The organism is Candidatus Ancaeobacter aquaticus (assembly GCA_030765405.1).
Lineage (GTDB): Bacteria > Auribacterota > Ancaeobacteria > Ancaeobacterales > Ancaeobacteraceae > Ancaeobacter > Ancaeobacter aquaticus.
Map to the genome: position 1 here is coordinate 1 of JAVCCP010000083.1, position 14,708 is coordinate 14,708.

The 14,708-nt window shown below is 38.1% G+C and carries 10 protein-coding genes and 3 tRNA genes; 2 read left to right on the top strand and 11 right to left on the bottom strand.

The genetic code is table 11. The annotated features are described in order from the left end of the window. The first annotated feature begins 220 nt into the window (after positions 1-220). The gene (locus P9M13_11130) at positions 221-2,128 is read left to right on the top strand and encodes an AAA family ATPase (GenBank protein MDP8263837.1); all 1,908 of its coding nucleotides are present in this window, start codon (positions 221-223) and stop codon (positions 2,126-2,128) included. 6 nt (positions 2,129-2,134) lie between these two features. Further along, positions 2,135-3,397, top strand: a complete 1,263-nt coding sequence (locus P9M13_11135) for a hypothetical protein (protein ID MDP8263838.1) — start codon at positions 2,135-2,137, stop codon at positions 3,395-3,397. 263 nt (positions 3,398-3,660) lie between these two features. On the opposite strand, the gene P9M13_11140 is transcribed toward P9M13_11135, so the two are convergent. The 11 genes from P9M13_11140 to tilS all read right to left on the bottom strand — a co-directional run bounded on the left by P9M13_11140 (position 3,661) and on the right by tilS (position 14,096). Continuing rightward, a tRNA-Gly gene (locus P9M13_11140) sits at positions 3,661-3,731 on the bottom strand. 149 nt (positions 3,732-3,880) lie between these two features. Continuing rightward, positions 3,881-3,962 (bottom strand) — tRNA-Tyr (locus tag P9M13_11145). 96 nt (positions 3,963-4,058) lie between these two features. Beyond that, a tRNA-Thr gene (locus P9M13_11150) sits at positions 4,059-4,130 on the bottom strand. 93 nt (positions 4,131-4,223) lie between these two features. After that, positions 4,224-5,783, bottom strand: a complete 1,560-nt coding sequence (locus P9M13_11155; protein ID MDP8263839.1) for an NAD(P)H-hydrate dehydratase — start codon at positions 5,781-5,783, stop codon at positions 4,224-4,226. Positions 5,784-5,812: 29 nt separating this feature from the next. Then, positions 5,813-6,526: a pyridoxine 5'-phosphate synthase gene (locus P9M13_11160; GenBank protein MDP8263840.1), complete on the bottom strand. Its 714-nt coding sequence runs from the start codon at positions 6,524-6,526 to the stop codon at positions 5,813-5,815. 4 nt (positions 6,527-6,530) lie between these two features. Beyond that, a complete protein-coding gene (gene glmM, locus P9M13_11165) occupies positions 6,531-7,883 on the bottom strand; it encodes a phosphoglucosamine mutase (GenBank protein MDP8263841.1) in 1,353 nt (450 codons plus the stop codon). Beyond that, positions 7,880-8,839, bottom strand: coding sequence for a CdaR family protein (locus P9M13_11170; GenBank protein MDP8263842.1), 960 nt, complete (start codon positions 8,837-8,839; stop codon positions 7,880-7,882). Before P9M13_11170 ends, glmM begins: the two co-directional genes overlap by 4 nt. 3 nt (positions 8,840-8,842) lie before the next feature. Further along, entirely contained in the window at positions 8,843-9,601 is a 759-nt protein-coding gene (cdaA, locus tag P9M13_11175) for a diadenylate cyclase CdaA (protein ID MDP8263843.1), read from the bottom strand. A gap of 24 nt (positions 9,602-9,625) precedes the next feature. Further along, positions 9,626-10,477, bottom strand: coding sequence for a dihydropteroate synthase (gene folP, locus P9M13_11180; GenBank protein MDP8263844.1), 852 nt, complete (start codon positions 10,475-10,477; stop codon positions 9,626-9,628). Between the two features lie 45 nt (positions 10,478-10,522). Continuing rightward, the gene (gene ftsH, locus P9M13_11185; protein ID MDP8263845.1) at positions 10,523-12,493 is read right to left on the bottom strand and encodes an ATP-dependent zinc metalloprotease FtsH; all 1,971 of its coding nucleotides are present in this window, start codon (positions 12,491-12,493) and stop codon (positions 10,523-10,525) included. A 139-nt stretch (positions 12,494-12,632) separates the two neighbouring features. Next, a complete protein-coding gene (gene tilS / locus P9M13_11190) occupies positions 12,633-14,096 on the bottom strand; it encodes a tRNA lysidine(34) synthetase TilS (protein MDP8263846.1) in 1,464 nt (487 codons plus the stop codon). Between the last annotated feature and the right edge of the window lie 612 nt (positions 14,097-14,708).

A 14,708-nucleotide genomic window follows, 5' to 3' on the forward strand; every position in this document is an offset into this window, starting at 1 on the left:
TAGATATAATCGTCTTTTGTAATCCAATTTTTTAAGCGAAATCCTTTCGCGAATATGACCCTTTGTTTAAAAACCTCTAATTAAGCTTAAAATCATACCTTATGCGTATTGTTGCGGAATCGTTGATCCAGTTGTAATCCCCTTGACACTTCTTGCGTATCTCTATAGAATATTTTGGATAAAATAATAAGATTATACTATATAAAGAAAGAGGGTAGATATGTTTGAAATAGGGAATTCTATATGGCTGATGATAGTTGCCGGAGCTGTACTGTTTGTGGTGGGATTGGTGCTCTGGGGGGTGGTGTTTCATAAGAAAAAGATGTATATCTTTTTCTTAAATAACTGGATTAAATTTGTTATTGTGTTTGCGATTGTGATGCTTATTATCCTTACTGTATGGGGATTAAGCTCTATGGAGTCGTTTTACCGGAATATGACTATTGCGCAAATTCCTCTACAGATACTTCTTGTTGCTATGAATGCGGCGATATTTGTATATATGTATCTTACATTTTTCAAGGGAGGTTTTTCACAATTAAAAACGACTAAAGTAAAAAGTGAAGATGTTAAGATCAAATTCAGCGATGTTATTGGTATCGATGAGGCAAAAGAAGAATCGATGGAAGTTGTTAATCTTATCCGGGATCATGCACGGGTCAAAGCAATAGGCGGTAAGATTATACGAGGTCTTTTGATGATCGGCCCTCCCGGGTGTGGTAAAACGCTCCTAGCAAAGGCGATTGCAACCGAAGCGAAAATACCATTTATATCTATTGCCGGCAGTGAATTTGTTGAAGTATTTGTCGGTGTTGGTGCAAGTCGTGTTCGAAAACTTTTTCAGCAAGCACGTAAACTAGCGTACGCGCACGGTGCATGCATCGTGTTTATTGATGAACTTGATGTTATTGGTCGTGCACGTCAATTTAGTTATATGGGGGGTGGCTCAGAGACAAATAGCACCCAGAATCAGCTCCTTGTTGAAATGGATGGTCTTGGTGCGAAAAAAGAAAATATTATTGTTATCGGTGCGACAAACTCGCAAGAATCAATATTGGATCCAGCGCTCTTACGACCAGGCAGATTTGACAGAAAGATATTTATTGATAGTCCGTATGCCGAGGGGAGAAAAAAGCTCTTTGAATATTATTTAGGTAAAGTAAAATATGACTCCAAAATTGACTTAAGAAAACTTGCAAACTATACGGTCGGAAAATCTGCGGCAGACATTGAAAATATTGTAAAGGAAGCCGCGTTAATTGCTACACGTGAAGGTAGGGATGTTGTTCAATTGCGCGATCTTACCGAGTCAATGGAACGCATTGATCTTGGTTTAAAACGAAAAAGAAAAATCCCTGACAGAGAGAGGCGCAATACCGCATATCATGAAGCAGGCCATGCGATAGCGATATATTATTTGCATCCTTTTGACGATGTATTCAAATTATCTATTATGACACGTACTGAAACATTAGGTGTTTGTCATCATCAGCCTTTAGAAGAGATCATTACCCGCGACCGCGATTGGTTTATGGCGAATATTCAAAGCTCTTTAGGGGGCTATGTTGCTGAAAAACTTCGTTTTAAAGTAACCTCAAGTGGTGTTTCGGGTGATTTTAGAAATGCTATGCAGCTTGCTCATACTATGGTATGGAATCTGGGGATGGCAAGTGATGGTTTGTTTGGAGATTACACCGCGGTTTCTCATGCACAGGGAGGGAATATTGATTATCTTTCTGAGAACGTAAAAGAAAGACTGAATAAAGAAACAGAATCAATTATGCAGCAATGTTATAAAGATGTGGAAGATCTGCTGACGAAAGAAAAAGAACTCTTAGATGCCCTAGCAGAAGCACTTCTTGAAAAGGAAGAAATCGATTACGATGCGATAGATGAAATATGCAAAACACATGGTAAAACTGAAATGCGGCGTATAGAGGAGTGTGGTGTGTTGCAGAAATTCAGAGAAAGTTTTTTGGAGGATACAAACAGTGATGCCTCCGCTGAAATACCTGCACCGGTTGAATCTGATGACTCAAAAGAAGATGCTAAAAAAGAGAACAAATCGGAAACTGATACAAAAAAAGAGATTAAAGGGGACGATCCCTCTGATAAGAAGAAGGAATAGTGTTTTATGATAAGACGATTCGTAGCAAGCAGTGTATTGTTATTATTTGTATCAATATCGTTCTCAGGCTGCACAAAAGCGTCTTTTCCTGAAGATTATACCATTAATGCGATAATCGACATGTGTAAGAAAGAATACAATGTGAAGGTTAAGGCGAAGGTGGTGGGGGAAACTCTTGGAGTTTATATTCCCCTTGGCAGTTTACTTGCCAATGATATGAGTTTTAAAGAGGATGCATTGACAATTTTACAGGATGTATCACTCAGTGTTCGGCGTGTTTGCTTGTCGACAGATGCAAATTATAATTATTTTACTGTTATCGGTGCAGATCGTGCGATGAATATTGAGTTTGTGATGTCGCATAATACCTATGATCTAAGACAGATCATGCTTGGTAATATTTCCCGCGGTGATTATGTAAAACGAATGACATATCAAATTCGCTACGATATGCAGGCGTTTGGGGATCAGAGAATAAAGAATTTTTTTATTGATATGTCTTCTGCAAGAATTGAGAAAATAATCAGCAATAATTTTTATCCCGGGATAACACTCAAAGATATTTCTTCAACATTTTTTCTTTCACTGCTAGAACTGTCAATGAAAGATAAGATACAGTTTAAGGTAACCTATCTTAATTCAATGCCTATTAATAAAGATGAGATACTGTATTACTGCACGGTAACGGAAACATATGAACCAAAGCCAGAATATGCTGCAGATATGTTTACTCATCCTTCTGGATTTGTGCATCATTATCTTTTTGTTGTGACCGGTAAAGACGCTGTTGTTGGAATAAAAAAGATATTTCCCCTAAATGCAGTGTCTGTCTCAGGAACTGAATCAGTGGCATTTCCTGAAGAATATGCACAGTATGACAATGTCGCGGAGTGGGATAAAAATAATTTTTATATAAGAGATATATCGAAACCGTATTTTCTTGCTAATCAGATTGCTCAGAGAATACGTAATAGAGTTACCGAAGAAGGTGTTGTTTCACTCGAATCTATAGATGGAAGCTATGTTAATCTTGATCCGCAGAGCGAAAAAGAAGAAGATCTTGAATTGGTACTAAAGGTTAAGGATAAAGGTGAAATAACAAAAGATATGACAAGAAAAGTCTTGAGAACATTTATTGATGTTTCAATAACGGTATACAAACAGGTTTGCAAGGATTATAAATTTCACGATTTTAAGAAAATAACCATATTTGATGCGAATAATAAAGTATTGTTTACCATTGATAAGGTTATGCTGAAAACAAAATAAATCAATAAAACGTTGTTCGTATCTCGTATCTTGTATCTCGAATAAATATTTAAAACTGTATCTAATATTTCGCACACAGTATGTTTAAATCCCCATAACTAAATTATTATTGTTCATAGAAAAAACTCGTACTCTTATAGAGTACGAGTTTTTTTATTATATACTGAAAATTGAAATCCCCTATGGGAACTATACCCAGAGAAATTTATAAATAAATTTCATGGGTGCGAGATACGATTCACGAGTTGCGAGATACGAAAGAAAGCGGGTGAAGGGAATCGAACCCTCGTGGCTAGCTTGGAAGGCTAGAGCTTTACCACTAAGCAACACCCGCAAAGTAAGCTGTAAGTAATAAAATATAAGCTATAAGCTGTAAGTTTTAAGCTATAAGGATTAAGCTCTTTAAATATAATAATTATTTATCTTAAAGCTTACAGCTTATAGCCTATAGCTTATCGTATACAGCTTATAGCTTATAAAGTATGGGCAGAGAAGGACTTGAACCTTCGAAGGCGTAGCCGTCAGATTTACAGTCTGATCCCTTTGACCACTTGGGTATCTGCCCCTTAAAAGTCTTATGCTATAAGTTGTAAGCTTTAAGAAAAACAAAAAAATATTTTTAACATATAGCTTAAAACTTACAGCTTATAGCTTAAAAACAAGCCCAGGAAAGGAATCGAACCTTCAACCTGAGGTTTACAAAACCCCTGCTCTACCTTTGAGCTACCTAGGCATAAGTACAAATGCTTGGAGGCAGTAAATTATCAAAGTACATACATTAAGTCAAGTGAAATTAGAGTATTATCTACAAATTGTTTGTTATCGGTCAAAAAGCTTGTAGTTTTTTTATTGCGAGGGGGATATTCGATATGACATCTGAGGCAATGAGGCCATTTTCACCTATTTTTTTACTAACAATATCGCCGGCAAGACCATGAATATATGTTGCTGCTTGTGCTGCCTTAAGTGCGGTTAATCTTTGCCCCATAAGTGAAACAATTATTCCGCTTAAGACATCTCCCATTCCAGCAGTTGCCATTCCCGGATTTCCGGTGGGATTAATAAATATGTTTTTGCCTTCAGTGACTATTGAGTTATACCCCTTGAGGAGCAGTAGTGTATTGTTTTCCGCAGAAAATGATCGTGCAAATGCGTGTGTTTCTTTTAAAATATCTTTTTTTGATCTCTTTGTGAGGCGTGAAAATTCTCCAATATGTGGAGTGAGAAGTATAGGTGCTTTTCTTTTTTTCAAAATAGAGATATTTTCACTCAGTGCGTTAAGTCCATCGGCATCAACAATAAGCGGTTTTTTGCAAACAGAAACAAATCTCTGTACAAATTCTGTAGTGTTCGGGTGTGTCGATATGCCGGGCCCCAAAAGTATTGCATCAAAACGAGTACTGTTTTTTGTGAGAAGGTTAATAGCGTTTGTGCTGATTGAGCCTGAGTCAGTTTCGGGTAATGGGAGAATCATTTGCTCGGTTACCTTTGCTGATAATGATTGGGTCAAAGATTCCGGTATCGCGAGAGTAACCATTCCTGCACCGCTCCGTAATGCAGCACATGAGGCCATATATGCGGCCCCTGACATTCCTCTGGATCCTGCAATTATCAATACGTGTCCATAATCACCTTTATGGGATATTCTATTTCTTCTGGGAAAAAGAGGTGCAATCATGGTATCAGTTATTAGTTCAAAGGGTCCCGTAGCTTTTTGGGTAAGTTCAGAAGGAAATCCGATGTCGACTACATTGATTGTTCCGCAATAATTCGGGCCGTTTTCTAGAAACATACCGATTTTTGGAAATGCCATTGTAGGGGTATAGTGAGCGGTTACCGCAATGGGTTCTGGGCATCCTGTCGTGGCATTGAGTCCCGATGGTATATCTATGGAGATAGTAGTTTTGTTCAGGGAATTAATAAAATTAATGGTTTCCTTAAATACCCCAGTAACTTTACCGTTAAATCCTGTGCCTAAAAGAGCGTCTATAATAATGGGAAAGCCATTGAGTGAATCTTTGTGTAGATGAATGTCTTTTCCTGTTTTTAGTGTAATAATTTCTATGTTGTGTGTGTGTGTGCAGATCTTATCAAAGAAATATTTTGCTGTTGGAGATAGTGTCGATGGGGCAGAGGTCATAAAAAGCTTTATAGTATATTCTTTTTTGCGGAGCAAATTTATAAGACAAAATGCGTCACCGGCATTATTGCCTTTACCTGCAAAGACTACAATGTTTTTGGTGAGATTATTCACTGCTATTACTTCTTCTACAAGTTTACGGATCCCGCAACCAGCATTGTGCATGAGATTCTTGGCCGCAATAGCGTAGTATTTTTGTGCTTCTGCATCAAATTTTTGCATTTGGCGAGGTGTGATGATTTTCATGTGACCATAATTTGGTAATAGTTTAGGGGTTAGATTAAAAGGCGTTTCATGTCTTTTACCGCTTGTGATAATCCATCAAAAACTGCACGAGAAATAATGCTATGACCTATATTAAACTCTTCAAAATCCGGTATACTGGCAAGCATCTGGACATTATGATAATGTAATCCGTGCCCCGCATTTATCCTTAACCCATTGTCGTTCGCTATGTCTATGCCGCATATAATATTTTCAATTTCTTTTGCTATGTCTTCTTCCTGACGTGCACGTGCATATGCTCCGGTGTGAATCTCTATGTACTGGGCTCCAGTTTTTGCTGAAGCAATGATTTGTTTTGGATCGGGATCAATAAAGAGGCTCACTACAATGTTTTTTGACTGTAGCTTTTTTACTGCATTTGTGATGGTAGATAAGTTTGAATCAACATTAAGACCACCTTCTGTAGTAACTTCCTGCCTTTTTTCAGGCACTAATGTGCATTGGTCCGGCTTTGTTTTCATAGCTAGCTTAATAATAGAGTCGACAGCAGCCATTTCAAGGTTTAATTTTGTGTTTACTGTTTCTTTTAGTATTGCTAGGTCTCGGTCCTGAATATGGCGTCTATCTTCACGAAGATGCACCGTTATCCCATCAGCTCCAGCCCGTTCACAAATTCCCGCGGCTGCTATTGGATCAGGTTCGTATGTTTTTCGTGCTTCACGTATTGTTGCAATATGGTCTATATTGATGCCGAGTTTAATCATAGGGTTATCCAAGATTCGTTTTTATTAATACGGCTAATCGCTCGGCCATAGTGTTGATTGATTCAATATCTTCTCCTTCAAGCATTATTCTGGCAATGTTTTGTGTTCCAGAATAACGTAAGAGAAGTCTTCCTTTGTTTCCCAGTTCTTTCGTTGTGGTCTCCATCTCTTTTTTGATATCAGGGACAGATTCGAATGGTTTTTTTGATTTTACTTTTATATTCATAAGTATCTGGGGAAGTTTTTGCATGCATGAGCATAACGCTGAAAGAGTCATTTTTTTCGTTTTCATTATACGGAGCACTTGTAGTGCAGTTATCATTCCATCACCAGTTGTTGTGTAATCTTTGAAAATAATATGGCCTGACTGTTCTCCGCCAAGATTGAGGTTTCTCTTTTCCATTTCCGCAATAACATACCTGTCTCCTACATTTGCCTTGTAGAGTTTTATTCCTGCTTTTTCCATGGCGATATCAAGGCCCATATTATTCATGACTGTTGTTACAAATGCGTTGTCCTGTAAGGCTTTATTCCTTTTCATATCAAGAGCGCATATAGCGAGGATTAAATCACCGTCGACTTCATTGCCATTCTCGTCAGCAAATATGACTCTGTCGGCATCTCCGTCAAGCGATATGCCCACATCAACCTTATGTCCTATAACAGCTTTTCTTATGACGTCGGTATGTATTGCTCCGCAATCGAGATTGATATTTGTCCCGTTAGGGGCATCGTTTAATATCTTTACATCTGCACCGAGCTCGGTAAGCACTTTTGGGGCAATTTTGTATCCTGCACCATTTGCGCAATCAAGCACTACGCTTATTCCGTCTAACGTGAGGCCTTTTGGAAACGAGTTTTTTATGAACTCTACATAGCGTCCAATGGCGTCTTTATCGCGATATGCTTTACCGATATCTGTTGCTGTTGGGCGAATTGAATCTATCTCACCGGTTGCTATAAGCTCTTCTATTTTTCGCTCAATGGATTCCGGTAGTTTGTAGCCATCGCTCGAGAATAATTTTATACCGTTATCTTCATAAGGGTTATGTGATGCAGAAATAACTATTCCCGCGTCAGCACGGAGGCTGCGAGTAATGAACGCGATACCCGGAGTAGGGAGTGGCCCGACCTGAACAACATCTACCCCCATTGAACAAATACCTGAAACGAGAGCGCTTTCGATCATGTAGCCAGAGACACGCGTATCTTTTCCAATGATTATGCGATGTCTTCTCGTGTTGTCTTTCTTGAATATATATGCGGCTGCCCGTCCGATTTTCAGTACGGTTTCGGCTGTCATTGGTTCGGTGTTTGCTATGCCTCGAACACCGTCTGTGCCAAATAGTTTTTTCATAATACCTCTTCTATGGTTTTTACGGGGATAGGTTCACCTTTTATGGATACTTTTACGTTTACCGGCTTTAGTTTAAGGAGTGTTATTCCTTTAGGCATACGTGTCTGTATAGGGAGCTCATAGTCTCCTTCTTTAACGTTTTCGATGTCTATGTAGCATACTATATCTTTTGCTTCAATTTTTGGAACAAGTGCATCTGAACCCGTAATTGTAATTTCAGCTCTGTCAGGGACTAATTTAACAAAATAACGATCCGTGGGAGATTGCATAATACGTATCGATACATTTTTGAATTCTTTTTGTTTGGATAATTCTTTAATATAGATTGAAACATCAACAAATCCGTTGTAGGTAAACTCTCCAAGAATAGGCTCTGTTTTTGTTTTTTGTGAGAATGAATTGTTTCTTCCTGTAAGATCAATAGGGGAGGTGTTTATTTTTGACATTGCTTTTAGTATTGACTGTGGTCCCCGTATTTTTACAATCGTAGGATTCGCAATAACTTCTTCTATCGCAAAACCTGATGACGGTTGGTTTTCAACTACCGGTTCAACTATGAGCTCTTTATTAATTAACTTATCTATGCGTACAGTTATTTCTGATGGTTGAATTTTTGTAAGCCGTGTATTTTGCGGGATGTTGATGTTTTGAGGAAGCAGAGTAAAAGTACTATTCCCCGGCGTTGTGATATTTGAAAGATCTTTTTTTGCGACAATCTCGCTAAAATCAATATCGTTAATGGTCTCACGTGGCCCAATGAGTGTTATTGTAACGATATCTGCGCTACTGTTTGTGATAACAAAATCATTATATAATGATATGGATATGGGGATATCTTTAACTACTTCAATATTCTCTTCTCCTGCAACGTAAAACCAAATGAGAAGCGATAAAAGAAAAGCAGCAAATTTTGTCCAAAAGTTATTCAAGAGTAATTTCTTTAGTATGTGTGACATAGATTATCCTTTTTTCTTTCCGGTAATCAATAATTCTTTGAGCTTTCTCTTTAGAAATGATTCGTCTATGTTTCGTGTAAGTTTATCCTCAAAAGCCATTGATATGATACCTGTTTCTTCAGAAATCGTCAGGACAAGGGCATCTGTTTCTTCGGTAAGACCTATTGCCGCTCTATGTCTGGTGCCAAGGCCTCTGGTTATATCAGTTTTTTCTGAGAGAGGGAGTAAACACGATGCTGCCGCAATACGGTTTTTCTGGATTATTACTGCTCCGTCATGTAATGGAGTAGTCGGCATAAATATAGTATTGAGTAGATCTGTAGTGATCTCAGCGTCTACAGATACGCCGGTATCAATATAATTTCTTAGGCCTGTCGAACGTTCAATTGCGATAATTGCCCCGATCTTTTTTTGTGAAAGAGAGGTTATGGTTGATGCAAGTTTATCGATAACTTCTTCCTCAATAATGTAGGGAGCAAAAAAAGGACGTTTTCCTAATTGTGCCAATATCTTTCGTAATTCCGGTTGGAAAATGATAAGGCATGCAAGGATGAAAAAAGTAAATACTTTTGTGAGCAGCCAACTTATAGTGGTGAGGCCTAGTTTCTGCGCAATAAAAAATATAAAAACAAGTATAATAATGCCTTTTAAGAGCTGTATTGCTCTGGTTTGACGCAGGAGGAGAAATATGAAATAGAAGACGACAGTCATTACTGAGATCTCTATTATTGGTTTGTAATAAAATGAAATAAAGTTCAGCATAATTTTCGCCTTACATGCTAACAACTAATTGTTATTTAAAAGTTCCGAAAAAATATCCAAGAATTCTTTTGTTTCTTTTACGTCGTGTACTCTTAAAATATGTGCGCCCTTGAGTGCTGCTACACCAATCGCGGCTAGTGAACCGATCAGCCGTTTTTTAGGGTTTTTCTCGCCCGTAATAGTTCCAATAAATGATTTTCGGGAAACGCCAATAGCAACTGGTCTTTTAAGCGAACCTAACATATTAAGTTTTTGCATGATCTCGACATTGTGCGAGACGGTTTTCCCAAAACCAATACCTGGATCTATAATGATGCTATCTTCATTTATACCAGATTTTGTTAAAGATGAAATCCTTTTTTTAAAATATGTTTCGATTTCTTGTATAACATTTTTATAATGGGGTTTGGTTTGCATTGTCCGAGGCGTGCCTTTTCGATGCATGAGAATGACCGGGCAGTCATATGCTTTTACAATTTTACTCATGCGGGGGTCATCTGTTAATGCGCTGGTATCATTGATTATGTGCGCTCCGTGCTTTAGTGCTTCTCCTGCAACGACCGATTTAGTCGTGTCTATAGAGAGGGGAATAGAAAGTTTTTTTGTTAATCTTTCTATGATTGGAATGACGCGGGATAGTTCGGTTATTACTGATGCGGGTTCTGCGCCCGGGCGCGTTGATTCCCCGCCAATATCGATTATGTCTGCGCCTTCTTTTTGCATTCGTATGGCATGTGCGAGTGCTTTCTCAGGGTCAGTGAATTTGCCTCCGTCTGAGAAAGAATCAGGAGTACTATTCAGTATTCCCATAATGAGGGGACGATCAAAATTAAGCGTGCACGTTTGAGAACGGATAGTATAACTTTTTTGTGCCATTTTTGATAAGAAGTAAAAGTTTATGAGTTTGGTAATGCTACAGTGTTATTCGGTTTCTCCGGCAATGTCTATATCGTTTATTTGTATCACATCACTTTTTTCAGTTTCATCTGCGATTTCAGCTTCGTTTTTGTCTGGTTTAATATCTTTCACAGGTTCTGGCGCTTTTGGAGCGAGTGGTTCATTGTTAACGATTTTTGTGATATCAGGGCCAGAGAGAACCTCTCGTTCAAGTAAAGACTCAGCTATTATAATAAGCTTGTCCTTATTATCTGCAAGAAGTTTCTTTCCGCGATTGTATGACTCATCAATAATCTTTTTTATTTCTTTATCGATTTCAACCGCGGTAGATTCACTATAGTCTACGTTTCGTGACATCTCTTTGCCGAGGAATATATGCTCTTGGCGTTCACCAAATGTCATAGGGCCCATTTTTTCACTCATTCCCCATTCACACACCATCATACGCGCAAATCGTGTGGCGACTTTAAGGTCGTTGTGTGCACCGGATGTAATGTCTCCGATGATCATTTCCTCTGCTATTCTTCCGCCCATCATGCCGCATATTTGACCGAGGATCTTCTTTTTTCCTTCGAGATATTTATCTTTTTCCGACAATTGCATTGTTGCTCCGAGATAGGCAATACCACGAGGAATAATAGTGACTTTGTGTAGTGGTTCTACTTCTTCAAGAAGTTCAAGGATGAGTGCGTGACCTGCTTCATGGTAGGCAATAATCTTTTTTTCCTCATCATCGATCTTTCTTGAACGTCTTTCTCGGCCCCATTTTACTTTATCTCGCGCTTCTTCTAATTCTGCAATGGTGACAGCCTTTTTGCCGTGTCGTGCAGCTAAAAGTGCTGCTTCATTAATAAGGTTTGCAAGATCAGCCCCGGAAAATCCAGGTGTGCCTCGGGCAATGATTTGCAAATCAACACCTTTTGCAAGGACAATTTTTTTAGCGTGTACTTTAAGGATACAATCTCTTCCAACTAGATCAGGAAGGTCAAGGACTACTTGTCTATCAAATCGACCTGGTCTCAGAAGCGCAGGGTCAAGCACATCGGGTCTATTGGTTGCCGCGATCATTATGACACCTTGATTTGTGTGAAAACCGTCCATTTCAACTAATAATTGGTTAAGTGTTTGTTCTCGTTCATCATGGCCACCGCCAATACCCGCTCCGCGATGTCTTCCTACCGCATCAATTTCATCCATAAAGATAATGCATGGTGCCTGTTTCTTACCTTGCTCGAAGAGATCTCTTACTCGTGAAGCACCAACTCCGACAAACATTTCAACGAAGTCCGAGCCGCTGATTGAGAAAAATGGGACATCAGCTTCACCTGCAATAGATTTTGCTAAAAGTGTTTTTCCTGTTCCCGGAGGACCAATCAGGATAAATCCTTTAGGGATTCTTCCACCCAATTTTTGGAACTTTTTTGGTTCTTTCAAAAAATCGACAATTTCTAATACTTCTTCCTTTGCTTCTTCAATACCCGCAACATCTTTAAATGTTATACGGTCTTTTTCTTTGTCTTTGTTCATAAGTTTTGCACGGCTCTTTCCAAAACCAAGAGCTCCTTTACCCATACCTTTCATTTGACGATAAATGAAAAACCAGAGAAAAAAGACAAGGAGTAGCGGCGGTAAGATGGTAAATATAATATTTGAAATAAAGGTGTTTGAACGCTTTATAACAACATCAACATTGTTTTTATCAAGTAGTTCCGGTAGGGTTGTGTCTCCGGGAAACGTATTAACTTTATAATGTGCGCCATCAACTAACTGTCCTTCGGCGGTGACATTCCCTTCCATGAGATTGAATGTTCTTACCTGTCCGGCGACAACAGCGTTTTTAAATTGAGTGTAGGTAATATTCTTGTCCTGGTTTTTTTGAAATCCCTTCATTTGGAGTAATACAAGGGTAGCAATAATGACTATAATCCATAATACCATTGGTTTTAAAGCTGCCTTTGGTAATTTAGGTGAAACGTTCTTCTTTTTTTGTGCCATAGAATACACTCCTTAAAAGTTTTCTTGTGAAGCGATTACTATAGCATACTATATATATTTTACAAACTATTTTATGTGGATGAAATTAATCGGATGTAATGATCTATGATGTTGTAGGGTAGAGTGTTACAGGATGACTCTAAAGTGATTCAACGGTGATTTTGAGGATTTTTTTTGTGTGAGTGGTAATTTTATGCTTATTTCCAATTCTGTACCCGATTATCCAAACAATAGTATTCTGGCTATCAACTAAAAGGGGAATATGGTCACGTAATGAAAGAGGGACTTTTTCGTTAATAAATATATCTTTTACTTTTTTTGCGTGAGATGAGCCAATAGGGGTAAAGGTGTCGCCTTCTTTTCGTGTTCGTATAGATAGGGGAAGGGGTAATGTGTCTGCATCGAGATATTCGGTGAATGTATGGGAAACAGGCGAAAATTGTGTTTCTGATCTTTCTTTTTTCAGAGCAGTCTCGTTTGCATCTTTCTTTCTATCATATAGTTTCGTTTCGCAAGAGATAGAAAGTTTCTTGCAGTGTGATATGCCAGGTATTGTTATTGTTGCGTGTGAGGATGTGTTTTTTTGTTGCGGATGAACCCTTTTTTGTAAGACTACTGAATCGAATTCTTTTTGAATAAAGATCGATCCGGGTATAAGAAGTTTTTTGCCGCTTTGAGTGTTTGTTATCAGCCCAATAATTTGATTTATATGTGATGCATGAATGCCGGTAAGATTCCTTTTTACCGTAAAAATACTTTTGCGAAGGATTTCTTTCTGCAGTGCTAGATGGACTGTCAGAAAACGTTTTATATCAATAGTTAGCTTTTCAGGTGAGTGTATTGTCGCAATTGTCTTAAATTCTGTCTGAGCTTGAGTTGTTATAAAATTCTTTATAGCGGTACTATTTTCAATGTTTGCGTGGATTGTTTCTTTAATATTTGGGTTAAAATCTTTTTCCAGTAGAGGGATAAGCGTATGTCTGATCTTGTTTCTGGTGAAAGTAGTATCAAAGTTAGAATCATCTGTTCTATATGAAATGTGTTCTTCTTCTAGAAGGCAGAGGAGATCTTTTTTCCATAGATTAAGAAGCGGCCTTATTATAGTGCATGATGCGCTTTTTCTTTTTGCGGGAATTCCTGATAGACCGTGGGTAGTACCTCTCATAAAATTAAACAGCACAGTTTCAACATTGTCGTCGGCTGTATGCGCAAGCGCAATTATGGTGCATTTGTGGTGTTTTGCGGCACGTTCAAAGAACGCGTATCGCTCGTTGCGAGCAGTTTCCTCTATGCTTTTCTTTGTCTTTTTTGAAAGTGAAGTAATATTTTTTGAATCGGTGTAAACAGGTATTGCCAATTTCTTCGCAATGTTTCTTACAAATTGTTCGTCTTCATCACTGCTTTTTCCTCTGAGCTTGTGGTTCAAGTGCGCAATAAAGAGCGAAATATTGAATTCTTTTTGCAGTTCATTAAGGAGTGTTAGCAATGCTACTGAGTCTGGGCCACCAGATAGTGCAACGAGAACTCTGTCATTTTTGGTAAACAAACCCTGAGCTGTTATTGTCGAACGAATAGATTGTAATAAAGAGAATTTCTTTTTCATAATACCATGTTTATTACGTAGAATAGCTATATTGGGTGGTAATTGCAATAACTATTGCTTTAAAAAAGTCCATTTTTGCCCCAAATGGCGGATAAGGATTTAAAAACATCTAAAGTTAACCAAAAAGATATAAATGAGATGAGTTTGTAATGATAATGCGGGTTTCTCGCTCATAAAACCAAAACCCGCCGTAATAATTCATTCAAAGAAAGTGGAGACAGTAATCCTGTTGGTTGTTTATAGGTTGTTTAAATTGATGAGATTTATGCATGAGGTCCTTCGTGTATTATTTTGTAAAACAAACCATAATGAGGATATTTGTGGAACAGTTTTAAAAATAATTGTCTGGCATGAGACACAACCAGCTCTGCAACTTTTTGCAGCAATTCCGCAACAAAGTATTTTAACCCACCATAAGTCATTCTATTTACGATATTTTAGTGGTAAACGCCTTGTTTGAGCAAATTCGTATTGACGTTGAAGTATTATTGACATAAAAACTGATACATATATAATGTATCATATATAGGAAAGGAGGGTCTGTATGAGGAAGAGGTTAAAGATGTCGGCAGAGGAAAAGAAGGCCGTTTCCCGCATTCACTGGCTGATAAA

What these genes read in the sequence shown, in the direction of transcription:
- P9M13_11130 (MDP8263837.1), top strand. Translation starts at nt 221, where the DNA reads ATGTTTGAAATAGGGAATTCTATATGGCTGATGATAGTTGCCGGAGCT.
- P9M13_11135 (MDP8263838.1), top strand. Translation starts at nt 2,135, where the DNA reads ATGATAAGACGATTCGTAGCAAGCAGTGTATTGTTATTATTTGTATCA.
- P9M13_11155 (MDP8263839.1), bottom strand. Translation starts at nt 5,783, where the DNA reads ATGAAAATCATCACACCTCGCCAAATGCAAAAATTTGATGCAGAAGCA.
- P9M13_11160 (MDP8263840.1), bottom strand. Translation starts at nt 6,526, where the DNA reads ATGATTAAACTCGGCATCAATATAGACCATATTGCAACAATACGTGAA.
- glmM (MDP8263841.1), bottom strand. Translation starts at nt 7,883, where the DNA reads ATGAAAAAACTATTTGGCACAGACGGTGTTCGAGGCATAGCAAACACC.
- P9M13_11170 (MDP8263842.1), bottom strand. Translation starts at nt 8,839, where the DNA reads ATGTCACACATACTAAAGAAATTACTCTTGAATAACTTTTGGACAAAA.
- cdaA (MDP8263843.1), bottom strand. Translation starts at nt 9,601, where the DNA reads ATGCTGAACTTTATTTCATTTTATTACAAACCAATAATAGAGATCTCA.
- folP (MDP8263844.1), bottom strand. Translation starts at nt 10,477, where the DNA reads ATGGCACAAAAAAGTTATACTATCCGTTCTCAAACGTGCACGCTTAAT.
- ftsH (MDP8263845.1), bottom strand. Translation starts at nt 12,493, where the DNA reads ATGGCACAAAAAAAGAAGAACGTTTCACCTAAATTACCAAAGGCAGCT.
- tilS (MDP8263846.1), bottom strand. Translation starts at nt 14,096, where the DNA reads ATGAAAAAGAAATTCTCTTTATTACAATCTATTCGTTCGACAATAACA.